Origin of the sequence: Flavobacterium wongokense, from assembly GCF_021608265.1 — a bacterium.
Lineage (GTDB): Bacteria > Bacteroidota > Bacteroidia > Flavobacteriales > Flavobacteriaceae > Flavobacterium > Flavobacterium wongokense.
Genome location: NZ_JAKIHP010000003.1, coordinates 343,272 through 366,994, shown reverse-complemented (window position 1 = coordinate 366,994; position 23,723 = coordinate 343,272). Strand labels below are relative to the sequence as shown.

At 40.1% G+C, this 23,723-nt stretch carries 24 protein-coding genes; 9 read left to right on the top strand and 15 right to left on the bottom strand.

The features are described from left to right. The first annotated feature begins 5 nt into the window (after positions 1 to 5). The 4 genes from L1S31_RS10935 (at position 6) to L1S31_RS10920 (ending at position 4,013) form a co-directional block, all read left to right on the top strand. The gene (locus L1S31_RS10935; RefSeq protein WP_236464770.1) at positions 6 to 1,346 is read left to right on the top strand and encodes a TolC family protein; all 1,341 of its coding nucleotides are present in this window, start codon (positions 6 to 8) and stop codon (positions 1,344 to 1,346) included. A gap of 94 nt (positions 1,347 to 1,440) precedes the next feature. Then, on the top strand, positions 1,441 to 2,859 hold the full coding sequence (locus L1S31_RS10930) for an MFS transporter (protein ID WP_236464769.1): 1,419 nt from the start codon (positions 1,441 to 1,443) through the stop codon (positions 2,857 to 2,859). Between the two features lie 33 nt (positions 2,860 to 2,892). Then, on the top strand, positions 2,893 to 3,105 hold the full coding sequence (locus L1S31_RS10925; RefSeq protein ID WP_236464768.1) for a heavy-metal-associated domain-containing protein: 213 nt from the start codon (positions 2,893 to 2,895) through the stop codon (positions 3,103 to 3,105). Between the two features lie 251 nt (positions 3,106 to 3,356). Then, positions 3,357 to 4,013 (top strand): porin family protein, encoded by a 657-nt coding sequence (locus L1S31_RS10920; protein ID WP_236464767.1) that lies wholly within the window; start codon positions 3,357 to 3,359, stop codon positions 4,011 to 4,013. 127 nt (positions 4,014 to 4,140) lie between these two features. Here the strand turns inward: L1S31_RS10920 and L1S31_RS10915 are convergent, their stop codons facing one another. From L1S31_RS10915 to L1S31_RS10875, 9 genes are all read right to left on the bottom strand, one after another. Further along, positions 4,141 to 5,544, bottom strand: coding sequence for a pyridoxal phosphate-dependent decarboxylase family protein (locus L1S31_RS10915; RefSeq protein WP_236464766.1), 1,404 nt, complete (start codon positions 5,542 to 5,544; stop codon positions 4,141 to 4,143). A 131-nt stretch (positions 5,545 to 5,675) separates the two neighbouring features. After that, the gene (locus L1S31_RS10910; protein WP_236464765.1) at positions 5,676 to 6,620 is read right to left on the bottom strand and encodes an NADP-dependent oxidoreductase; all 945 of its coding nucleotides are present in this window, start codon (positions 6,618 to 6,620) and stop codon (positions 5,676 to 5,678) included. Positions 6,621 to 6,663: 43 nt separating this feature from the next. Then, complete coding sequence (locus L1S31_RS10905; RefSeq protein WP_236464764.1) at positions 6,664 to 7,470, bottom strand: T9SS-dependent choice-of-anchor J family protein; 807 nt, start codon at positions 7,468 to 7,470, stop codon at positions 6,664 to 6,666. 46 nt (positions 7,471 to 7,516) lie between these two features. Next, positions 7,517 to 8,371 carry a PhzF family phenazine biosynthesis protein gene (locus tag L1S31_RS10900; RefSeq protein WP_236464763.1) on the bottom strand — a complete coding sequence of 285 codons (855 nt, stop codon included), beginning with the start codon at positions 8,369 to 8,371 and terminating at the stop codon, positions 7,517 to 7,519. Positions 8,372 to 8,375: 4 nt separating this feature from the next. Continuing rightward, complete coding sequence (locus L1S31_RS10895; protein WP_236464762.1) at positions 8,376 to 9,374, bottom strand: T9SS type A sorting domain-containing protein; 999 nt, start codon at positions 9,372 to 9,374, stop codon at positions 8,376 to 8,378. A gap of 1 nt (position 9,375) precedes the next feature. Continuing rightward, a complete protein-coding gene (locus L1S31_RS10890; RefSeq protein WP_236464761.1) occupies positions 9,376 to 9,831 on the bottom strand; it encodes a DoxX family protein in 456 nt (151 codons plus the stop codon). A 31-nt stretch (positions 9,832 to 9,862) separates the two neighbouring features. Further along, positions 9,863 to 10,642, bottom strand: a complete 780-nt coding sequence (locus tag L1S31_RS10885) for a GIN domain-containing protein (RefSeq protein ID WP_236464760.1) — start codon at positions 10,640 to 10,642, stop codon at positions 9,863 to 9,865. Positions 10,643 to 10,825: 183 nt separating this feature from the next. After that, positions 10,826 to 11,410 carry a flavodoxin family protein gene (locus L1S31_RS10880; protein ID WP_255702254.1) on the bottom strand — a complete coding sequence of 195 codons (585 nt, stop codon included), beginning with the start codon at positions 11,408 to 11,410 and terminating at the stop codon, positions 10,826 to 10,828. An 83-nt stretch (positions 11,411 to 11,493) separates the two neighbouring features. Beyond that, complete coding sequence (locus tag L1S31_RS10875; protein ID WP_236464758.1) at positions 11,494 to 12,084, bottom strand: Crp/Fnr family transcriptional regulator; 591 nt, start codon at positions 12,082 to 12,084, stop codon at positions 11,494 to 11,496. Between the two features lie 232 nt (positions 12,085 to 12,316). On the opposite strand from L1S31_RS10875, the gene L1S31_RS10870 reads away from it, so the two are divergent. Together L1S31_RS10870 and L1S31_RS10865 are read left to right on the top strand one after the other, a co-directional pair. Further along, positions 12,317 to 13,336: a WD40/YVTN/BNR-like repeat-containing protein gene (locus L1S31_RS10870; RefSeq protein ID WP_236464757.1), complete on the top strand. Its 1,020-nt coding sequence runs from the start codon at positions 12,317 to 12,319 to the stop codon at positions 13,334 to 13,336. A gap of 147 nt (positions 13,337 to 13,483) precedes the next feature. After that, positions 13,484 to 14,653, top strand: coding sequence for a retropepsin-like aspartic protease (locus L1S31_RS10865; protein WP_236464756.1), 1,170 nt, complete (start codon positions 13,484 to 13,486; stop codon positions 14,651 to 14,653). Between the two features lie 13 nt (positions 14,654 to 14,666). Here the strand turns inward: L1S31_RS10865 and L1S31_RS10860 are convergent, their stop codons facing one another. Together L1S31_RS10860 and L1S31_RS10855 are read right to left on the bottom strand one after the other, a co-directional pair. Then, the gene (locus L1S31_RS10860; protein ID WP_236464755.1) at positions 14,667 to 15,080 is read right to left on the bottom strand and encodes a hypothetical protein; all 414 of its coding nucleotides are present in this window, start codon (positions 15,078 to 15,080) and stop codon (positions 14,667 to 14,669) included. 201 nt (positions 15,081 to 15,281) lie between these two features. Continuing rightward, entirely contained in the window at positions 15,282 to 15,737 is a 456-nt protein-coding gene (locus tag L1S31_RS10855) for a DoxX family protein (RefSeq protein WP_236464754.1), read from the bottom strand. Between the two features lie 122 nt (positions 15,738 to 15,859). Here L1S31_RS10855 and L1S31_RS10850 point away from each other — a divergent pair, with 122 nt between their 5' ends. Together L1S31_RS10850 and L1S31_RS10845 are read left to right on the top strand one after the other, a co-directional pair. Then, on the top strand, positions 15,860 to 16,441 hold the full coding sequence (locus L1S31_RS10850) for a Crp/Fnr family transcriptional regulator (RefSeq protein ID WP_236464753.1): 582 nt from the start codon (positions 15,860 to 15,862) through the stop codon (positions 16,439 to 16,441). 243 nt (positions 16,442 to 16,684) lie between these two features. Then, positions 16,685 to 17,053, top strand: coding sequence for a LytR/AlgR family response regulator transcription factor (locus L1S31_RS10845; protein ID WP_236464752.1), 369 nt, complete (start codon positions 16,685 to 16,687; stop codon positions 17,051 to 17,053). 84 nt (positions 17,054 to 17,137) lie between these two features. Here L1S31_RS10845 and L1S31_RS10840 read toward each other — a convergent pair whose 3' ends face one another. The 4 genes from L1S31_RS10840 to dinB all read right to left on the bottom strand — a co-directional run bounded on the left by L1S31_RS10840 (position 17,138) and on the right by dinB (position 22,743). Beyond that, on the bottom strand, positions 17,138 to 17,674 hold the full coding sequence (locus L1S31_RS10840; RefSeq protein WP_236464751.1) for an NADPH-dependent FMN reductase: 537 nt from the start codon (positions 17,672 to 17,674) through the stop codon (positions 17,138 to 17,140). A gap of 32 nt (positions 17,675 to 17,706) precedes the next feature. Next, positions 17,707 to 18,321, bottom strand: a complete 615-nt coding sequence (locus tag L1S31_RS10835; RefSeq protein ID WP_236464750.1) for an HD domain-containing protein — start codon at positions 18,319 to 18,321, stop codon at positions 17,707 to 17,709. 145 nt (positions 18,322 to 18,466) lie between these two features. Further along, complete coding sequence (locus L1S31_RS10830; RefSeq protein ID WP_236464749.1) at positions 18,467 to 21,529, bottom strand: DNA polymerase III subunit alpha; 3,063 nt, start codon at positions 21,527 to 21,529, stop codon at positions 18,467 to 18,469. Positions 21,530 to 21,534: 5 nt separating this feature from the next. Beyond that, a complete protein-coding gene (gene dinB, locus L1S31_RS10825) occupies positions 21,535 to 22,743 on the bottom strand; it encodes a DNA polymerase IV (protein ID WP_236464748.1) in 1,209 nt (402 codons plus the stop codon). Positions 22,744 to 22,841: 98 nt separating this feature from the next. On the opposite strand from dinB, the gene L1S31_RS10820 reads away from it, so the two are divergent. Beyond that, complete coding sequence (locus L1S31_RS10820; protein WP_236464747.1) at positions 22,842 to 23,615, top strand: XRE family transcriptional regulator; 774 nt, start codon at positions 22,842 to 22,844, stop codon at positions 23,613 to 23,615. The last annotated feature ends 108 nt before the right edge of the window (positions 23,616 to 23,723 follow it).

Genomic DNA, 23,723 nt, shown 5'->3' with positions numbered 1-23,723 from the left:
TGATTATGAAAACAGTCATTTATAAAACAGCCTGGCTTGTTCTGGCTTTGCTTTCAACACATTTTCTGAAGGCACAAACAACTCAGGTTTCATTAAAGGAAGCTATAGAATTGGCCTCTAATAACAATAAAACCCTATCAGTTCAAAAACTTGAAGAGCAAAGACAAAAGGAAATTACCAACGAGATGAGGGGAAAGCAACTGCCTACAGTAGCCTTAAACGGAACTGTGTCCCATTATTTTGACAGGCAAGTCATCTTTTTGCCTGGTACTTTTGCCGGTACCCAGAATCCGGTACAGGATGTAAGCGTAGGTGGTTTGAATACTTTGAATACTGCAGTCACACTGCAACAACCTCTGATTTCGAAAAATATCAGCCGCCAAAAAGAAGTCGCGAAAGTGGATGAGAAGATTGAAAAGGAAACGACCGAAGAGATGAAAAGTCAGTTGTTGCTGCAGGTTACAAAAGAGTATTACACTATTCAACTGATGAAAGGCCAGTTAGAACTGCAGGCGAAAAGCATGTCCCGAAACCAAAAGGCTTTGCAGGACGCGAAGTCGCTATTTGCCGAAGGACGAGCCTTAAAGGTTGATACGCTGAGAAGTTATATTGCGGTGGAAAATTTAAAATCTTCTATATCCTATCTGAAAAACAATATTGACATCGTAACGGCCAGATTTAAAAAACTTATCGGAATGGATAGCACTTTACCGATTGAACTAACTGACCGTTTGGCTTTGGAAGATGAAAGTGAAAAGTTCCTCCTATTGGAAAATAAAGCTGAAAGTGCCACATCGAAGCGAAAAGATATCCAACTTCAGGTTTTAACTATTGAAAAAGAAGAGCGAAAATTATTGGTGATAAAAGGCAGCCAATTGCCGCAGGTATCTTTAATTGGCCAATACCAGCTTCAGGCGCAGGCCGACGATGTAAAAGTGTCCCAATACACATTCCCTAAAACAAGCTTCGTAGGCCTCCAGGTTACTGTGCCTCTTTTTAGCGGCGGCACATTTACTGCACAAGCACGACAGGGTAAACTAAAGATCCAACAGGAAAAACTGGTTCTGGAGGATTTGAAGGAAGAAGTCAACTTAGAGTTGAGCACTACGGCCAGTAATTGGAAAAATGCCAAAGCTCAGTTAGACATTCAGAAGAAAACCGTAGAAGCCGCCGAAATGAATTACACGATTAATAACAACAGATACCTGAATAACCTGAGTTCGATGTTGGAAGTAAACGATGCTGAATTGGCTTATAATATGGCCCAGGTCAATTATCTGATGGCGGTTTATGAGTTGAAGATCCTGACGGTAGCTTACGAAAAGGCTTTAGGGTTATTACAATAATACCAGATTTTAGAAAATTATAGTAAAACAACAGTAAAAAGTGCAAAGTTTGGATTAGACACCCGTGATAATTTTGCTTAATAATAATTTAGATATGAAAGATACTAAAACAACAACGGCTCCGGCTCCTTATCCATTGAGATGGTCAGCCTTATTCTTATTGTGTGTTGCACAATTTATAGTGATTATGGATACCTCCATTATTGGAGTGGCATTACCGGCTATCAAGGCCGATCTAGGTTATAGTCAAACCGGGCTGCAATGGATTTTCAATGCGTATGTGATTTTCTTTGGCGGATTCTTACTCTTAGGAGGTAAGCTATCCGATGTGTTTGGAGCACGCAAAATCTTTATGTGGGGTTTTGCTATACTCACATTGGCCTCCTTATTTGCAGGGGTAGCCTGGTCTGATTCAGCTTTAAATACTGCAAGGGCCCTACAAGGCTTAGGTTCTGCTTTTATAGCACCTGCAGCACTTACTATGGTTATGACGATGTTCACCGATCCGAAGGAGTTGGGTAAAGCGTTTGGTTTTTGGGGTGCGGCTGCCGCAGCAGGTGGTTCTGCCGGGGTATTTTTAGGTGGTGTTATTACAGAATGGCTGTCATGGGAATGGATATTTTTAATCAACATTCCGATAGGTTTGCTGGTACTATTCCAAACACCAGGTGTACTACAAAAAGGGATAACGAGAAAAGGAAGTGTGGATATTTCGGGAGCAATTATGGCTACCACGGCATTAGTCCTAACGGTTTATGCCATTGTTTCTGCAGAATCTGCCGGATGGATGTCTTTACAAACCATAGGCTTGCTATTGGTTTCAGCAATCTTATTCTCAATTTTCCTGGTATCTCAAAATAAAAAGAAAGAGCCCCTTCTTCCCTTAAGCATCTTCAAGGTGCCAAATTTATCTGCGGGCAATATTATAACCGCTTTGTTGGCAGGATCCTGGATTCCGTTGTGGTTTTACCTGAACCTGTATTTGCAGCAAGTGCTTAATTATTCTGCATTTAACAGCGGACTGGCGTTGCTTCCGATGACACTTGTTATTATGATAGTTATGGTTGGCTTTACTGGAAAACTGGTTGTGAAATTTGGTTTTAAAGCCAATTTAATTGCAGGATTACTGTTCCTGACAGCTTCCTTAGTCCTGTTTAGCATGGCTCCTGCGGACGGTACCTTTATAGGAAATGTTTTACCGGCATCTATATTGGGAGCGATTGGAATGTCGTTGGCTTATATACCGAGTACCATGGCTGCTATGTCGGGTGCCAAGCCTGAAGAAATGGGACTGGCTTCTGGACTGGTAAACACCAGTTACCAAATAGGTTCGGCATTAGGATTGGCAATTATTGTTGTAATAGCAGCAGCGAAAACAGAAGCCGTGACGGCTTTGGTTGCCACACCGCAGAATGGATTGGTTGCAGGTTTTCAGACTGCCTTTACAGCTGCAGCGGTATTGAGTGCGCTGGCAACCCTACTGACCATCTTTACAATTAAAACAACAAAATAAAAATCCAAATAATTAATTAAAAAAATTTTTAACATGAATACTTTACAATTCAAAACAAACATTAAATGTGCCGGCTGTATCGCTAAAGCAACACCTACCTTAAACGAGAAAATTGGAGAAGGAAAGTGGGAGGTTGACGTGATGACACTGAAAAAAACACTGACTGTCTCTCCAGGTGATTTAACCCAAAAAGAGGTGGTAGATATCGTAAATGAGGCAGGGTTTACTGCAGAACCGATTTCGTAAATTATATGATTCAAAGCCCTATGAAGTGCTACAGTTGCTTTGTAGGGTTTTGTTTTTAACGGAGTTTGAAGGTTAGGCTATTGCAAAACTTAACATAAGTCAATCGCATTACTTATCCTACATCATTTTCCCTGCAAAATGCCTTACCTAATTTTGCAAAAAAAATCATCAAGTCCTGGATTTTTGAAGTAGGAAAGGACTTCAGGAAGCGAGAAAAGGGACAATTAATTATCAATTAAAATTATTAAAACATGAAGAAAATCATTTTTCCGGCATTGCTACTCCTTGCCGCGCAATTCGCAAACTCACAAAAAATTAACTGGAGCGGAAAAGTAGGCCTGGGCGTCTCTAATTTTACCCTCCCTTTGTATGGGGATGATGATGATCGGTTCAAACCTTTGCTGTCTTACAGTTTAGGAGTTCAAGCTGAGATACCGTTGACCAGTACACTTGCCCTACAACCTGAATTACTTCTGAGAGGCGAGGGAGCCAAGACCTCTTTCCACAATGAGGATGATACTTCGGAATTTGACGTGAGTGAGAAACTTAGGCTGCATTATGTTAGCTTACCGGTTCTACTGAAATGGTCACTTTCAAAAAAGTGGAGTATTGAAGGTGGACCGCAAGTTGGCTATCTTATTGCTGCAAAAGACAGTTATGAGATGAAGGGAATAGTTGAAGGAGCACCGGTTAATACTTCAGGAACAGAAGATGTAAAGGACAATTTTCACCAATTTAATCTTGATGCAGTGCTTGGTTCAACCTATAACATCAGCGAAAATATCTATTTACAATTACGATTAAACAAAGGAATCCCTAATATCAATAACGGACAAAGCGAAGCTGGGATAGGTTCTTCGAAGGTAAGGACTTCGGGTGCGCAATTTTCGGTTGGATATCGTTTTTAAGAACTCAATTGTTTATAGTTCATTTTTGATTCCTGTGTAAGCAAAACCCCAATACATTGTATTGGGGTTTTATTTTTTTCATGTCTACATATTTTAAAGTGCATTTAATTTAATGTGCTCGGATTACTTATAGTTTATCTGCCAACCCTTTCATAAGTTGTGTTACATCATTAATGTCTGTGCTGTTGGTCCTCCAGTTCACAAATGCCGCCCTGATTGCTTTTTTACCATTATAAACCGTTGGGGTCATAAATACTTTTCCTGTATCGTTCAATGACTTCAGGAAAAGAATAACTTTTTCCTGATTTTCCGCGCCTTCTAATGTAAAGCAAACGGTGTTGAGCCTTACCTGGGCCAGCAATTCAAAAGCACTATCCTTATCGATGTAATCTCCAAATTGTTTTGCGTTTTCGATATTATTTTCCACTATATCGCGGTATCCTTTTTTTCCATAGGCTTTAAGGGAAAACCAAGCCGGTAATGCTTTAAGCCGCCTTGAATTTTCGGGCAGGAAGTTGAGGTAAGTAAAATTTTCCAAAGGGTCACCTAAGTAAGGCGCATTGGAATTTTGAAACGTTTCTACCTGTAAATTACGATGCTGGTCCTTGATAAAATAGACAGCACTTTCATATGGAACATTCAGCCATTTATGGCAATCTATTGTGATGCTATCAGCATTTTCCCAACCTTTCACCAAGTGCCTGTAAATAGGAGAGCAAGCTGCGAAACCACCGAATGCTGCGTCTATATGCCACCAAAAGCTGTATTGTTTTTTTAGTTCTGAAATGGCCTGAAAGTCATCAAAATCTACAGTGTTGACCGTTCCACCACTTGAAATAAGTACAAATGGTTCGCCATTAAGCGCTATTATTTTTTGCTCTAAATCTTTTGTGTCCATCGCTTCACGATTGCCCTCAAGGACTCTGATTTTAGTAAAGTTGTTACTACCGACCCCTAACATTGCCATTGACTTTAATGCCGACGAATGGGGTGTTGCCGTTAAAAATTTTAATCCGGCGATACTACCTTCCTTTGCGATATCATACCCTTTTTGTTTTCCGAGCCATTGCCTGGCCACTGCCAGTGATGTAAAGTTGGAAAGTGTTGCACCGGTAACAAATCCACCTAAATAATCTTTAGGCAGGTCAAACAGATCCAGGAGTAATTGAATTGTTTCGAGTTCAATTTGAGCGGAATTGTCTCCTGACCCTTTTTCAGCCTGGGTATTTTGGTCGTAAATTGTAGTCAGCCAATCTCCGGCGATAGCAGCCGGGGTTGAGCCCCCAGTTACAAAACCCCAGTATTTTGGTCCTGAAGAGGCAACCATCAATGGTTCGAATCTTTCGTTGAAATTTTCCAGGGTGGCCAATGTGCCAATCCCTTGCTCGGACAGGGTATGTTCTTTTTGTATTGTAGCTGTTGTTGAGGTAGGCCTTTCCGCGATACCATCGAGATATTCCGCTCCTTGCTCGCTTACTTTTTTTAGTATAGTCGCCAGGTTGGCAGCATCTTTTTTAAGGTTAGTATTCATGTTATTGATGATAAAATTAAACGCTAATATTAGAGCCGGTATCTATATAAAAGTAAAGTACACCGGATAGGCATACTTTATTCTTTGAACTAAACCGGTGTGATGTTATTGATTATTTACAAAGCACTAATTTAGACTAAAACCACAATTTTTCCAACTGTTGAGCCACTTTCCATTTGTGTATGGGCAGCACCAATTTCCTCAAATGAATATTGATGTGAGATGTATGGTGTTAGGATATTACTTTGCAAGAGGGAGGCAATAGTATTGATGTCATGACTATCTGAAAACACTGTCATGAAAAAGTTGGCATTTACTCCCTTTTGGATCGCTTTTGCTTTTACTTCGTCTGACAGGCCTGAAGGCAAATTGATTATAGTTCCTGTAGGTTTCAGCACATCGATGGAACGGCCAAAATTTTCGTAGCCCATGGTTTCCAAAACAAAGTCGATATCCGAAACCACGTCTTCAAATTTTGTACTGCGGTAGTCTATATGCTCATTGGCTCCTAAACTTAGGACAAATTCCTTATTCTTTTCAGATGAGGTCCCAATTACATTAGCTCCGAGATGTTTTGCAATTTGTACGGCAAAGTGACCGACACCTCCGGCAGCTGCATGTATTAAAATAGTATCATTTTGTTTTAGTTTTCCGAAATAGGTGAGTGCCTGCCATGCCGTAAGTGCTGCCAGGGTACTTGCTGCCGCTTGTGGATGGGTGATATTTGCCGGTTTGAGTGCCAGGTGATCGGCGGGAGCTGCAACATATTCGGCATAAGCCTTTGCACTTTGGCCAAATTTAACCATTCCAAAGACTTCATCTCCTACCTTAAAATTTGTAACATTGGCGCCTACTTCTTCAATGGTTCCTGAAATATCCCATCCGAGAATTATAGGAGGGTCATTTTCAAGTTCTTTTGCCAAAGATCCTCCTACACGGGTTTTTACATCGACAGGATTAACACTAAAAGCTTTGACCTTCACCAATACTTCATTTTCGGAAATAGTAGGCATTGGTAAATTTTGGATTTTAAAATTTTCAACGCCTCCAAATTTTTCAAGAGTTATAGCTTTCATAGTCACGTTTTTTTGATTGTTATTGCAAATTACCTTGCTAGAATTATTCTTTTATAATTTTTTTTCGGGTTATCCCGTTTTCAGTCTCAATGAGGAGTATATACATTCCAGCCGGTACGTTGGCGATGTCAAGTACGACAGAAGTGCTGGATTGATTAACGATTTGCTTCATTATCCTTCCTAAATTGTCACTAATATTTATTTTTCCAATTAGTAGTCCGTGCGGATTTTCAATGGTCAGTAAATTATTTACAGGGTTAGGAGCGACACTAAACTGTGGTGTTGCATAATCCTCATTTGAAAGCGTTGCAATGTTTATTCGGATATCATCAACTGCAAGCAGCGCCTGCCATGCTATTGAACAGACATTGAAGCCCAGCGCATAGTTACCTGAGGCTGCCGGAGTGTAGTAAACCGTTTTGGTAACCCATTGGTCACTTTGGATTTGGTTATTTTCGAACAAGAGCGTACCTGCTATTTGTGCGGCTACCGTATTATTGTTCCCGATTGTTACTTTGAGGCATTCGGTGTACTCGGGCACCTGTCCCCTGTATTGAAAGGAGATTGCATAGGTGATCCCGGCCGACATATTTATTTTTCGTGACAGAATCCAGGAATTGGCATCGGTATCGGAGAAGAAGTAACCCGCGTAATTATTTCCCTCTGCAGAGGTCACCCCATTATCACCATTTTCCCAAAAAAACCATGTGGCTGTTCCTGTCCCTAAATTTACGATGTCCCATCCTTCGGTGAAATTCTCAAATCCGTAAGAATAAGGAACGTTTGCGGCCTGGCTTTGTGCCTCAAACTGATTTGCTATCAGTAAGCTTAAGAGCAATAGTTTTTTCATTGCAATTGTAGATTTTAAATTTTTAATTGTATTCAATGAGGGAATTTTAAATGGTTATTTCGAGTTTATGAAGAAAAGAACCGGATCCTCCGACGAAAATATTGGATACCTTTTCACCTTTACTTATCATTGCATGAAGATTGCTGGAAGAAGGGACGTCCATAAAGTCACCCTGACGGATCATGAATGTTGTTCCGATGCCGGGATCTTTAGTGTTGAGCCACCAGGCTAATGGGCCCGCGGCCATACCTGTTGCAGATTCTTCCTGTATACCGTATAATGGTGCAAACATACGCGTTGTTGCAATGGTTGTAGCATTGGGAGTCCGTACGTAAACATAGAACCCTATTAACAGGTACTTCTCTGAAATTTCCCTTACCAAATCGAAATTGGGAGCCAAATCCTGTAGTTCCTTAATGGAGCCCAGTTCGACCAATACGAAAGAGTTGCCTGTATTAACTATAACTGGACTTGACTTAAATTTTTTTGTTTCGATATTTAGAGCGTTGGCAATTTCTAATTCATCATCGGTGTAGCTCCACTTTCCGGGCTTTTGCTCCATGAAAGCCATATCACCATCAAAAAATATCTGACGGACGCCATCAATAGTTTCCTTTGAAGAGGTTTCACCGTCAATTAGGCCCTGGCTCTTTAGGTAACTGAATGTAGCGATGGTAGCATGTCCGCAATGCGGAATCTGTTTAACAGGTGTGTAAAAGTCCAATTTAAATTCGGCAATTTGTGAGTGTGATACAAAGGCTGTTTCAGAAAAATTGGATTGTGTGGCAATCTGTTGCTTCTGCTGTGAAGTATATTGGCCTGCATCAAGAACAAGCCCGGCAATATTTCCTCCTTTTCCGTCTACTGTAAAGGCACTTATGGCATTAACATTTACTTTCATGATATTACATTTTAACAAATTTGTGATAGGCAACATTGTCGTCGCTTTTTAGTTCCAATAGAAATGTTCCGCTTTGCAGGTTATCTACAGGTATACTGTAATCGTCAGTAATTCCCTGAGCGATTATACGTCCCGTTAGATCGATAACCCTATAAGTCAATGATGCTGTTTCTAGTCCATGGATATGAAGTGAAGCTGAGGCGGGAATAGGATATAATGAAACATTGTTGAGTTGTCCGTCGTTAACGGATAGCGACTGTGGCGTCCAAACCATAAACTGACCATTGGCAGGCTTGAAAGTATTACTAAGGAAACAGGAACTGTTCAGCGTAGCGCCATTGACCGTTGCGTTCCATTGGGCATTGGCGGTGGAGCGTAAGCTGAAATCGGAATTTGTGGTTTTTAATCCTACCTGTACTGATTCAAAATACAGGGGATTCATTCGGAACCTCCCATAGATAATCTCTACTTTATTAGAAGTTTCATGCAGCCTTATTTGAAAATCCAGTTCATCCGGACCGGCAGCTTCATTAATTACGGAGATGCGCGAGGTATGATACCACTCTATAACAAAAACCTGATTGGGAGAATCGCCAAAGTAACCTGATCTGATTCGGGTGAAATCACTTCCAGTATATTGCGGATGAAGGTCGACACCTATCGCCGAAATAATTCCGGTAAGATTAGCCGGTTGGGGGTTTGTAATTGGGTTCCATTGTGTTATATCGGACGTGGTAGCTGAACCAAACCAAACGAATCCATTCTCTGAAATATTGACAGTATTGTAATAGGTGTTTCCAAATCTGAAGTTAAACGGTATACCTGCTTCGGTGGGAAGTACGAAATCATCAGTTATGTCATGATGATTTATTGTGGCCGAAGGTATAGCGGCGAGGTAAGGAAATGCATGTGCTTCGTGTTGGAAGGTATAACTGGCTACTTGTGCCCTTGTGACACTTTGTATTGATAGTAATGTGATTATCGTTACGATTATTTTTCTCATTTTAGTTTGATTTAGGAGTTTGTTTTCTGTATAGTTTGGCGAGTTTTAAATTGCCTGGCCCCATAATTGTTATTGCTAAACTGATGGTAAGGATTAGTAAATGGTATTCGTATCCTTCGCCAGTTTGTGTTCCAAACCAGTTCATAAAAAACCCGTTAGTGGCATGTGATGTGAAAATGATTCCCATAAAGAGGGCGAAAATCAGAGCGGAGGTCGTCCTGGTAAAAACACCCAACATCAGCAGTATCGGGCCAATAAATTCGATAATGATTACTAATAAGGCAATGATGTAAGGTATTTTCATGGTTTCGGTAAAGTACCCCATCGTGCCCTCAAATCCGTATCCGCCATACCAACCCATCATTTTCTGTGCACCGTGAGGAAATAGTGCAAGCGCCAGCATTATGCGTAACAACGCCATCGTAATATTTATCCTTTTAAAGAGATCTGTCTTCATGATATTAGAATTTATACTTATTTTGACTTAATTATAAATTTCTGGTTTCAGGATTTTGCACCATTACAATTTTGGAATTCTCTCCTGAAGATTTTTTTTCGGTTACTGTCAAACCTTCAGCTACGTACAAGTTTGAAGGCGTTCCAAAATAGGTTACTTTAGCCTCATCTTCCAGGCTTAGATTTAAATTGGCCAACCCACATAGTACGGCATCAGCATTATTTGACGCCTTTACGGTAATATCTTCAGATTCTAAATTGGAGGAATTCCAATATGCGTTTGAATTTAACCGCAAGTCTAACTCTTTAGTAGTACCTGAAACCCTTGCTTTGGCACCTTCACTACAATATGCTGAAACAGAAGACGAGGTAGCTGTAAGTATCAGTTTAGCATTTGAAGTAGCCGATATCACTAAATTTTCTGATTTAATGTGACCTAACAGGTAGGCTCCGGAAGATACTTTTACTGTAACAGAAGGTGCTGTAAGCTCATCCACAATCCTGAATTTTGAATTGGATTTAAGGACCACTGCCTTTACTTCGGGTGTACTCAAATAAATTTTTGCAGACGAGCCCTTTGCCCCGGAAACGAAAAGCGTGTTGTTCTTCACTTTTGTCTTTATGGTGTTTAATGGAGTATCACCGGTGCTTTCTACAATAACGGATGTTGTATTGCCTTTACTGTAAATTATTTCCAAGCCATCCGCAGCTTGAATTTTTGAGAATGAAGAAACATTTCTTGTTTCTGATACCTGTGCTTTCGACAGAAAGCTGATTGTGACCATTGCCACGGTGAAAATGAATTTTTTCATGATTTTTGATTTTAGATGATGATGATGATTTAATTTTTGTGAGTCTTTCTCACGGATTGATTGATGTTGAAACTTTATGATTTTTGATTGTACGCTTTAGGGTCTTAGCAAAGATATTGGCGCTTATTTTGTTCGTTTTTGCTCAATTATGGATACTATTTCTATAATTTTCAAAAGATGTCTTTAAGTTCCCAGTACTTTACCATATTGTAATGTGATATCGACAATTCGTTTTGCAAACAATTCTGTTGTAAGTAAATCACCTGACTGCATTGGGTTTACTTCCTGTAGATTATTATCGGACTGTACCATAAGGCCCAGATAACTTCCCAAACGATTTTGCCCGTCGGTTTGCTGGTCGCATAGGAAACGGGGCATGACACCCTGACTGATCCAGATCATACTGTGCTGTGCAGCAAATAGCGACAGGGAACTTAGTGTTGCCAGCTTGTCGCCTCCGGTTGTAGAGGAATTTGTGAAGCCGGCCGCAAGCTTGTCTTTCCACTTTTGCGAGAACCAGAAGCCTCCTGTAGTTTCCATAAATTTTTTAAACTCGGCACTCACATTGCCAAAATAGGTTGGAGAACCAAATACGATAGTATCTGAGTTATGCAGCAACTCAGGACTTTTGATGGCTTCGTCGACAGTAAGAAGCCGAATCTCTACCAGTGCTGAATGCGATTGCATTGCCTCGGCCAATACCGTGGCGACCTGTTTTGTATGCCCGAAGCCACTGTGGTAAACGATTGTAATTTGAAGATTTTGCATATGTTAAGTATTTACACTGCAAATTTACAGACGGGTGTAGGCTGTGGACAATGATGCAGGATAAGTAATTTACTTGACCTATGTTAAGTTTTGGAAGGAGCAATATATTGTTTGCGTACCCTGCTGAGGCTTTCGGGAGTTATGCCAAGGTAACTTGCTATCTGCTTATTGGTTATACGGCGTTCGATATGCGGATATTTTTTAATGAATGCTGCATATTGCTCTACGGCAGTTTTAGACATTGCCGAAAGCAGCCGTTGGCTGGTTGCTATGTAAGCATTTTGGAGGAGTATGCGGAAGTACCGTTCTACTTTTGGGACTTCATCGTAAAGGCGATTTAAATCAGCTTTAGTAAATTGGATAAGTTCGCAGTCTTCCAGGCAATCGATATTATAGTTTGAAGGCTGTTCTGTAAGGAAGCTAAGCAAATCACCTACCCACCATTCTTCAACGCTGAACTGGATAACATGTTCCTGGCCTTTTTCATTTACTTCATAAGACCGCAGGCATCCTTTTATGACAAAATTCTCGGTATGGGCTATGTTACCCTCCTGTAATAGGTATTGGTGCTTGCGAAGTTTTTTAACTGAACTGCAGGAACGGATGATATCTTTTTCTACCTCTGTTAGCTTCACATGTTTTTCAATCGCCGTAAAAAGTTGCCCGTAAACCATAGTTCATTTGTTTTGGATGCGTCCTGTAAATCTCGACATTACTGTTGGCGCGACAAAATTACCAGTACCTTTTATTTTTTGCTTGCACAATTCAAGAAAAAATGTGTATAATTTTTTAATTGATGCAATTGGTTTATGAATAGTAAGTTATGCTTTTTTATGACGTATCCATAACATTAATCTTCACGCTCATAACTTCGAATGATTGGGTGGTATTATTTACCCGTTAAGTTTGTGCAAAAAAAATATTATGAAAAAAGCAATTTATCTGGTGGTAGCCGTAGCTACTTTTTATTCGTGTAGTGACAGCGATGAAGTAGATTCATCAAAACAGTTATTGAGTGAAAGCTTTACGAGAGTCCGCGTTGATGTAGGTTCGCCGTTTGGTGGAATTACGTTTGACGATATTTCTTTTTGTGATGAAGCGAATGGTGTGATGGGTGGATCCTCGGGCACTATTATTAAGACGAATGATGGGGGATTGACCTGGACTTCGATGACTGGTACGGATGCGACTTACTCCAGTGTTTTCATGTTTAATCCTAGTACTGTTTATGCCGGAAGGAGGGATTTTTATAAAATGAATGAGAATAATGCTATGATTGCCCGGGGAGATCTTGGTCAGGATATAGGAACTATCAATGACATTCATTTTTATACTGCAACTACCGGCTTTGCTTTGAAGGGTTCAACAGTTCTTAAATCTACAGACGCTGGAAACAGCTGGGGGATAAATTTCGAAGAAAGCATTTATATAAAAGGGCTTTGCTATGCATCGCAAAATGTTATCTATGCCTGGGGCGGAGATACACGTGAGGGGCTTTCCGGTGCCGTTCTTTTTAAAACAACTGATGGCGGAAATAATTGGACTGAAATGTCAATACAGACAAGTGAGATCAAAGCCATGCAATTCCTTGACAAAGAGGTTGGCTTTATGGTCAACCATAACAGCGAATTCTTAAAAACTACGGATGGTGGTGTTACCTGGACAATGATAGCAAGGGTTCCTTACGCACCTTACCATAATGGGGGTAATACAAGTTTACTGTATGTGAATGAGAAGCAAATCTTTGTCACCAATCTTGATGGTCAGCTCCTTAAGTCTTCAGACGGAGGTACCAATTGGCAATCGATTTATGAGCATCCTGAACCAGATGGTGCTTTCACAAAAATCATAAGAGTCAATAAAACGCTATATGTTGCGGGGAGTTATGGTTACCTGCTAAAAAACGGATACCTTTCTAAAATTTGATGATGAGGTTTATTAGGTAGTTTTGATTGGGAAAGCCGGCAGGAATGTCGGCTTTTGGTCTAAAGGAATAAATTGTATTTTTACTAAACGATAGTGAATCCAGAGCTATAATACTACCAGTCCGAACACAGAAAATTCAAATTAATAATGAGAAAAGCAATCGCCTATCTGCTCCTACTATTTCCCGGTATGCTTATATCCCAAACTATAGACTTCAGCAGGGGTAAAGCCAGGGATAAAGATTATTTTACTGAAGTAAAATTTGAGTATATCAACGGGAAGATCATTATCCCTGTTACCATTCAAAACAAGGAGTATAAGTTCCTATTGGACACCGGCGCAACCAATTGCATCACCAAGGAATTAAAAGCTTCCCTAAATCCTCAGCTCCTTCAACGGGTTCAAGTAACAGATGCCAATAATAATGCATCCTTTATGGATATAGTTTCCGTTGATGAATTGTCTATTGGGAATGTTGTTTTTCAGAATACGATTGCTTTAGCTTCGAGCGAGGCACGTAACCTGATTTTTGACTGCTTTAAGATTGATGGCTTTATAGGAAGCAATTTACTGATGCATTCGATAGTGCAGATTGACATTCCAAACAGAATCCTGCGGATTACCGACCAAGGGGACAAATTAAAGCTCAGTAAGAAGAACAGTGTCAAAATGGGAGTGATGGATGAACAGGGGAGCCCTTACATAACCATCAGCCTTAATGAAAAAGGAACCACAACAGACAAGGTGTTATTGGATACCGGGATGAATGGATTTTATGATATTTCGGGAAGGAATTATCAATTATTGAAAAGCGAGGCCAGTTTTATAATTTCTGGCAGAAGTACGGGTTCGAAGGATATTGGCCTTTTTGGGAATTCTAAGAGCAACGAGCAGGTACGCATAAAAATCCCATCTGTAACGATTTCAACTTCACGATTCCTGAATGTTACCACTGTTACTACAAATGACAATAACTCAAAGGTAGGTTCTGAGTTTTTTGAGAAAGGAGTGGTTACCTTAGACTTTATCAAGCAGAAATTCTATTTTGATGGTGCTGAAAGTATCGACCTCGATAAAACGCAACGAAGTTTTATTCCTACCATCATCAATGATAAGATTTGTGTTGGGATTGTATGGGACGATCAGCTTAAGGATAAAATTTTCACGGGAGATCAGATTATCGAAGTGAACGGTATCAATTTTGAAAATTATGACATTTGTCAATTAGTAACTAACCCGTCTATTTTAAAAGACATAGAACTTAAAGAGATTGTGGTGAAATCGAAAGATGGTTTGTTGAAAAAAGTGAATTTATAACACTGGACCTTATTCATAATACTGTTCTTAGAAAGCCTCCGAAATTTACTATGGAATTGGCATTTGGGCCATAGGTGTCCAAATCTGCTGCAATGCCAAATTGCGTTTTTAACCTTTCAATCCCGAATTTTAAATACTGATAACTGCGGTTGTGATTTAGCCCTGTGAAATTTCCCAGTGACTGCGAACGAAAATACCAGTTGGCATTTGCATTTAATTCCTTCCGGAGTTCTATTACAAGCAAAATATCCCACGCAGGGTTGGGTTTGAGATCAATCCTTGGTATTGCCGAAATGAAGAAGTTCTTTGTTTTTTTTGTTAGCTGGACATTTGCCGATAGGGAGAACCCGGCTTTGCCTGTATAATAGGTTCCGAGTCCTAGTTTCATAAACGGCAGGCTGCTGTATGTGATGTAGGACTGGGTCATTACCTCTGGTTTTTTTAGATTGTCTTCATATAACTTAAGTTGCGAAGCAACATGTGAAAATCCCCAACTAGTGTTTTGAATTTTTGCGTTATAATTTTGTTGATACCGATAGTGATGCCAACCAGCCATTACTTCGACCTGAAACTGACCATATGAGCTTAGGGGCAAAATGAGGAGGAGAATATAAAGTCGCATAATCGATTAGGGGTTGTTGTCTAATGAGTATTTTCCGGCGCCCATAAATACAAGGCCGAGCATAATGCCTATAATCAGTAAATGATACTCAAATCCTTCACCGCTATTGTTACCGAACCAATTCATAAAGAACCCATGTTCGATATGGTTTGTAAAAATCATCCCAGCGAAGATAGCCAGCATGGCCATAGCGTTGAGCCTTGTATACCATCCCAGAAGCAATAGCATGGCGCCGAAAAACTGGATAAATATCACAAATAATCCAATGATCCAGGGTAATTTGACAGTCCCGGTAAAATAATCCATAGTCTGGTTAAACCCGTAGCCGCCAAACAAGCCCAATAAAAGTTGTGCCCCATGTGGAAAGACTACGATAAAAGCAGTAAACCTCAAAATAAATAAACCGGCACTTTGGACATGTTTGTTACTGTCCAGAAAATCCATTAAAAGAATACGTTTCATAATAAAAAAATTAATTGATAAATTTGACTCACGCATTTGTTTTTATATCAGGGCAAATTTCATGAATGGCCTGTATCTTGGAAATGATGTGGATCAATTTATTATCTTGATTTAGATTAAGAATGGGAAAAGAATTATTTACTGAAAGCATACGCAGGCATGTTGGCATTACCGATGAAGAGATTGATTCCGTCTGGAGTTTGGGAATTGAAAGAAGAGTAAAAAAGGGACAATACATTATTCACAACGGAACCGTTGCGAAAAAAACCTGCTTTATATCTTCGGGTACTGCCGTAGGCTATTTTATAGACACCAAAGGAGAAGAATACCTTATCCAATTTGGTTTTGACGGTTGGTGGATTAGTGACATCAGCAGCTTTTTGAAAGGAACTCCTGCACTATTGAATGTACAAGCCATTGAAGATACTTTGGTTTATGAATTCTCGTCAGAAGCCATCAGCGAGGCGTTTGAGAAAGCTCCCTCGTTTCAAAGTTATTTTTTAGCGATTACGCAGAACGCTTTTGCCAGTTTCCAGGCAAGGACATTGAATAATTTGAGTATGTCTGCTGAAGAGCGGTATGTAGATTTTTGCAATAAATATCCTCAGGTCAGCCAAAAGTTAAGCCAGAAGTGGATTGCATCCTATCTTGGCATTTCTCCAGAATCTCTAAGCAGGCTTAAAAGTAAATTACTGAAGTCGTGATTTCCTGATGCAGGCTAAGTAAGTACCTAAAAACAGTACTTAGTGGATACCATTGAATCGCTTTAAACTTAACATGGATCAAGTCAAATTCTTACGCTACATCATTTTTATTGTTATGTGCCCAGGATATCTTTGTGGTATAAATTTTTAGAATATAAATAGGAATTGTGCAAAAACTAAAAATTTGCGGTTCCCTATTTTTTACACTACCCAAATATAAACCAATCATAACAGCGTTTGGAAATGTCAACACCCTCATTAACAGCGACCGGTTACCAGGAACGTTTTCTGATTGTATCAGGGAGAAAGATAAAGAGTATACCCAGCAATAGAATTGCCTATTTTGTTGCTGACGGGCGCTATGTCAGGCTTGTAACCAAGAATAATGAAAAGCACTTGTTGGATTATTCGCTTGATGCCATTGGCCAGCGAGTAGACCCACAGCTGTTTTTCAGGGTAAACCGCCAGTTCATTATAGGTTATGATGCCATTGATGAAATGATCCTATGGTCAAGAAGCCGGATTAAAATTGAAATGCTACCGGCGTCAGAGAATGAAATAATTTCGAGCCTCAATAAAACGGTCGAGTTCCGCAGATGGCTTGATCGGTAAAATAAAAGTTAGGTAGGTTGATTAGTAGGTGAGGGCGGGAATTATTTTTCCTGCCTTTACTTTTATTCGCTTAGGTGTCTTGCTTCAACTTTTGAGCAGTATCTTAAAATTAATTATCAGCGACATTAAATCCTCAATAGTTTTTGGATTTGTGATTTCACCCTGACCGTTTATCTTTCCTTTGATTCCCGGTATTAACAGGTTTGTCTGGTCAGTAACTTTTGCCATAACGGTTTGCATTATTAACTTCAGCTGCTCATGTCCTTTTTCTCCATTGGCGGAGGCGGTAATAAGCGCGGTAGGCTTGTTGTCAAATACATCGGTAGACACACACCATTCGATAACATTCTTCAGTCCGCTTGGAATGCTAAAAATGTATTCGGGGGTACAGATTACAATTCCGTCTGCTTTTTGAATTTCGTTTCGCACTTCCGTAATTTTCTCTGGTGGGCCTTCAATCGATACTTGAGGGTCGAAATGAGGGAGCGCTTTTAATTCCTTATATACTGATACGTTAAAGTCATTTTTAGCCAGTTCTGCAAAAAGATTAATAATTTTATGGTTTGCAGAGTCCTCACTTGCACTACCAACAATCACAAATATATTCTTTTTCCCTGCCATAGTCCTGTGTATGTGACTGGTTGTAATGCCGCTTAAATGGCGGCTAACTCTTCGTTAATATTTATCCTGGCCTGTTTCTCATATTTTACGGAAAAAGGTTCTGTTTTATATATTGTCTCCATCTCAAGAAAATGCTGTAATGCTTTTTTTCTGCCAGTGTTGAACATGAAATCAGGGTAGATTGAATATTCTTCCCGTATCTGTTCTGTATATTTTTGATAATCATATTGACTGCTGCCCAAAATTGCCAAATCAGCATCCGTAAGGTAATTTGTATCGCTGTCTTCAGATCGTTCGTGTGATTTGGTTGCCAGAATCATATTGGCGCATTTTGCTATTTTTACAGCAGGATATCCAATTTCAGAGAGCTTCTGCATTGCTAATTTTGCACTGTCAGCTTCATTGGTACTGCTCGATGCTTTGTAAATTATGTCATGATAAAAAACAGCAAACAATGTAGTATCCCAATCCTCGATATTTTCCTTTATGGGATTCAAATCATTGATAATTGCTTCTAAGTGGCTAATAGTATGATAATGCCTTTTGGGTTCAGAATATTTAGTAAATATTTCCAACCAAAGATTTGTTGCCAATCCTGTATTATTGGAGTATTTATTTACGAGCTGTAAAAATATATCTGTCAGCATATGAAAAGTTAGTGTGCAAATTTAGTCTTTTTAAAACCTAAATAGAATATAATCTTGATTTTGGCCTCAGCGACGTCTTGACCTCATCGCTAAAAGAGTCCGCCGGACTCTTTAGCTTCGCTCAGTTCGGCCTTCAGCCTTGGGTTTAAACGCTCGACTCCATTTTATTTCGAGGCATATTGTATTCATGTTCCTGTGGATAAGGTGCCCGATGGGTCATGCTAACGTCTTCCCGGATTTGCTGCTGTGCCTGGAAACGTTTTTCATCGGTTGCTGAATAGCGGGGATCGGGAATGAATGGCATCTTTGTCATTTTTGAGATGGTAATGGTTGGGAAATGATAATCGACTTCGACCTGACCGAGCAAAAGGTAACAGCCACCGCCCTGAAACGGATATTTTTGAAGGCAGTCTGCGAAATGGGCTGTATCGAAAAATTCTCCTTGTGCATCTATCCAGGTTCCGAAATACATATCGCCCCGTTTAGTGGGAACGTGTTTTCGTGAAATGAGGTAAGCCAGCATCCTTACTGTTTTCTTATGGTGTATAGTCAAATCCTTTGCCATTATATCTCCGCGAAATGAAGTCTGCAACAAATTGAATGGTGTAACCGATACCGGAAAGCCCAGCAATTCAATTTCATCAAATGCATCTTCAAAGGGAGAGCGGTCCAGTACCGGCAATTTATAATCCCTGACCGGTTCCTGAAGCAGCAGAAGTGTACGGTTTTCGGGCTTGAAATTTATCACTATCAAGCGTGCTGTTATCAAAAGTTCGTTTTTCCTTTTTCCCGTGAAACGAAAAGCACCTATGAAAATCAATATCTGTATGCCTTCAATTCCGATGGGTACCCGGTTTATGAAATCCTCTAAGGATTGGTATAGACCATTTAGATTACGTTCCTCCACAATCAGTTCACCAATTTTCGATTCGAGGCTTTTTAAGTGCTGGAACCCCAAGTAAATATTGCGGCCATATACATTTGTCTGAAAATCACTTTTATTTACGCAGGGGTTGTGGATTTTTGCTCCCGACATTTTTGCTTCATGTATGTATACTTCTGTGCGGTAAAATCCTCCGAAATTGTTGATTACCGCTGTCATGAATTCAATGGGATAGTATGTTTTTAAGTAAAGGCTCTGATAACTTTCTACCGCATAGGATGCAGAGTGCGCCTTGCAAAAGGAGTATCCGGCAAAGGATTCTATCTGGCGGTAAATTTCCTGGCTTAACTGCAATGGATGGCCTTGCCTTTGACAGGAGGCAAAGAAGTTGTCCTTTACTTTCTGTAATGCTGCTTTTGACCGTCCTTTGCCGCTCATAGCACGCCGCAATATATCGCCATCGGCTGCCGGAAGCCCTCCGTAATGCAAAGCAATTTTTATTACATCTTCCTGATATACCATAATGCCATAGGTTTCGCCCAATTGTTGTTTAAAAACATCGTGGAAGTACTCAAATTTATCCGGATAATTATGCCTGAAGATATATTCCTTCATCATTCCTGATTGGGCTACTCCGGGACGGATAATGGAGGATGCAGCAACCAATACTTTGTAATTGTCACATTTCAACCTTCTCAATAATCCACGCATCGCGGGGCTTTCAATGTAGAAACACCCAATGGTTTTGCCCTGGCTCAGCAGTTCATTGCATTTTGCTTCATCTTTAGAAATGGAAGTGTCGCGGATATTGACATCGATGCCCTGATTTTTCCTAATCAGCTTTACGGTATCGTCAATATGGCCAATACCACGCTGGCTTAGAATATCAAATTTATCAAAACCAATATCTTCAGCCACATGCATATCAAACTGCACTATGGGAAACCCTTTTGGGGGCATTTCCAGAGCCGTGAAATTAGTAATGGGTTCTTCTGAAATGAGGATTCCGCAGGAGTGCATGCTTCGTTGATTGGGATATTTCTCTAACATAATGCCATATTCCTGGACCATTTTGACTACTGCATTTTTGTGATGGCTTTTGATTGGGTTTTTGGCAAGCTCGTCGAGCTCCTCTTTAGGCAAACCAAAGACTTTGCCTACTTCACGGAAAATAGAACGGTATTTGAATTCGACATTGGTGCCACAAAAAGCCACGTGATCGGCACCGTATTTTTTAAAAATGTATTCCAGCATTGTATCGCGTTCGCGCCAGGACCAATCAATATCAAAATCGGGTGGCGTTTTTCGATTGACATTCAGAAAACGTTCGAAGTACAGATCGAGTTCCAACGGGCAAATATCTGTAATATCAAGGCAGTACGCAATAATGCTGTTGGCGCCGCTACCACGCCCAATGTGCAAGAAACCACGACTGATGCTATAACGTACAATATCCCATGTGATGAGGAAGTAACCGCTAAACTCCAATTCATTGATTACTTTCAATTCCTTTTCAACCCTTGCTTTAGCTTGACCATTATTAGGGCCATAACGGCGAATCATTCCTTCGTAAGCGAGTTTAGTCAGTAATGCTATATCGTCGTGTTTGTCGGCGGTGTAGTTCTTTTTATTTTTTGGGGTATTGAAATCGAATTCGAAATTGCATGCTACGATTATAGATTCGGTATTTTGTATAATCTTAGGATAGTCACTGAATTTCTCATTAAGGTTTTCCAAAGGAATCATTACTTCGGAAACTTTGCAGTGATCTTCTTCGGTTAATTTGGAACCGATAATATTCAGGTCGATTGCCCTTAGTATTTTATGCAGGTTGAATTCCTGTTTGGTGCGATACGTTACAGACTGCAGCACTACCATTTTGTCTATCTTTCTTTTCCAAGCGTAATTATACAACTTGGACAATTGTTCAGGAGTAATCCCGATAAATTCATTTTCCTTTAAAGTATCCGGGACATTATCAAATGGGTAGATGACAAAATTGTTTTCAAAATCGGGAGCCTGTTGCGGTAGTGGTGTGTTTTCAAAATTATGCCTGGTCAAAAAGCAGTTCATTTCTGCAATCCCTTTCCTGTTTTTTGCCAAGCCAATATAAAGCTGCTTTCCACTATTTCGGAAATCAATTCCAACCAATGGTTTTATTGAAACACGTTCACAAGCTTTTATAAATTCGTAAATGCCTGTTACTGTATTGATATCTGTTAAAGCCATTGCTGTAATGCCAAACAATGCTGCCTGTCTGACCAATTCATTTAATGGAATGGTGCCGTAACGCAGGGAATGGAAAGAATGGCAGTTGAGGTACATGATAATTACGAATTATGATTTGGATTTATATTTTGAGCCCGGGGATTTGAAATGATATTGCCTGTCTTTGACTTAAGGTTCCTGCCTCCGCAACGTGTTACTGCATCATAGCCGAAGCGATTTTTAATTTTATCCATAGCCTGGTATAATGCAATCATTTCTTCGGTGTCTTCGAACATATTGATTTGATAGGTACCTCTTACCAAACCTGTAAATGTTACCCCTACCAACCTTATCCGCATACGGCGATTGTATAGTTTGTTGAATAACTCTACTGCCAGTTTGCCTAAGATGTGATCACAGGATGTATAGGCAATCTTTCTTTGCAGGTTTTCCGTATCAAAATTGGCATACCTTAGTTTTATCACCAGCGTTGAAACGAGCCATTGCTCAGAACGAGCCTGATATGCCAGTTTTTCAACCATACCCAAAATAAGGGAGTGAACCTGTCTGATATCGATAGTATCCTGGAGATAGGTATGTTCTGTAGAGAGGGATTTCCTTTCGGTATAGGGTTCTACCGGATTATTATCGATCCCGTTTGCTTTTTTCCATAATTCGATTCCGTTTTTACCAATCATGCTCTGCAGTACCTCAGCCGGAGTTTCGGATAATTTTTCAATGTTCCTGATCCCTAACCTGGAGAGCAGGTTAAAAGTGACTTCGCCAACCATTGGGATTTTACGGATTGATAACGGGTTCAAAAAAGACTGCACCTTATTTTGGGGGATTTCGAGGTTGCCTTTTGGTTTCCCTTCGCCAGTTGCGATTTTGGAAACTGTTTTATTTACCGATAAGGCAAAGCTTATTGGTAAGCCGGTTTCTTTTGTAATGGTATGGATGAGTTCATTTGTCCATTTGTAGCAGCCGTAAAATTTATCCATACCGGTAATGTCGAGATAGAATTCGTCAATGCTTGCTTTTTCTACCAAGGGGGAATTCTCTTCAATAATCTGGGTTACTTCGTGGGATTTCTTTGAAAACAGTTCCATGTCGCCTTTTATGATTTTAGCCTGTGGGCACAATTGCATGGCCATTCTTATTGGCATTGCCGAGCGAACACCAAAATACCTTGCCTCGTAGGAACAGGAAGCCACAACACCTCTTTCGCCGCCGCCAACGATAAGGGGAATCCCGTTTAATTGCGGGTTTTCCAACCTTGCGCAAGAGACGAAAAACGTGTCTAAATCCATGTGTACGATGGCGCGTGTCATATTATCTTGAGATTTTTAGTGAAAATATATTTTACAAAATTAGGAATCTAATTCCGCAAGATTATTATATTTGTATGGAATTAAATTCCTATTAACATATGTCAACATTTTCCGATAATCTTAGGTACCTGCGTGTCAAAAATGGTTTGACGCAGCAAATGATTGCCGATGCACTCTTAATTCCGGCTGACCGCTACAGAAAATATGAAGCATCAACGGACCCCCCTTTGGACTGTCTTCAAAAGATTTCGCGTTATTATCATGTGAGTATTGACTTGCTGTTATCATTCGATATCAGGCGTGTTCCCTATGAGAATCTGCTGCAATTGGAAGAAAACCGGATACTGCTACCCATAACCGTTGACAGCAATGGCGAAAACAGGATTGAGATTATACCGGCAAAAGCCCAGGCAGGGTATCTTGCCGGCTACAGCGATCCGGAATTTATAGAAGCACTGCAGCATATTTCACTGCCGTTTTTAAGAAATGGAAAATACAGGGCGTTCCCTGTTACCGGTGATTCAATGCCGCCCCATAAGGAAGGTTCGTTTGTAGTTGGGGAGTATGTAGAAAAACTTGACAACATCGTAAATGGAAAGACCTACATCCTGGTTACCAGAACGAACGGAATCGCCTATAAGCGCCTTAGCAGGAAAGGGGAGAATGTGATAGAGGCCAAATCAGACAATACCATCTATGAGCCCTATGAGGTAAAAGCTTCAGAAGTACTCGAAGTATGGCGTTATGCCTGTAGTATTGCCACACAGGAATTTGAGCACGATGATTTAAGTTTACTGAGTGTCAAGGATGTGATGCAGGGCCTCAGAAATGATTTTACGGCTTTGAGGACAGAGTTTAATCAGAGAAAGTAATGATTGTTGTCCTCACCTAAACAGCAACAAATATTTGGTTTTAAATTAATTTTCTTTCGAAAGAAATCCTTAAATTTGTTACTTCCTGGAATTAAAATTCAGGTTGTT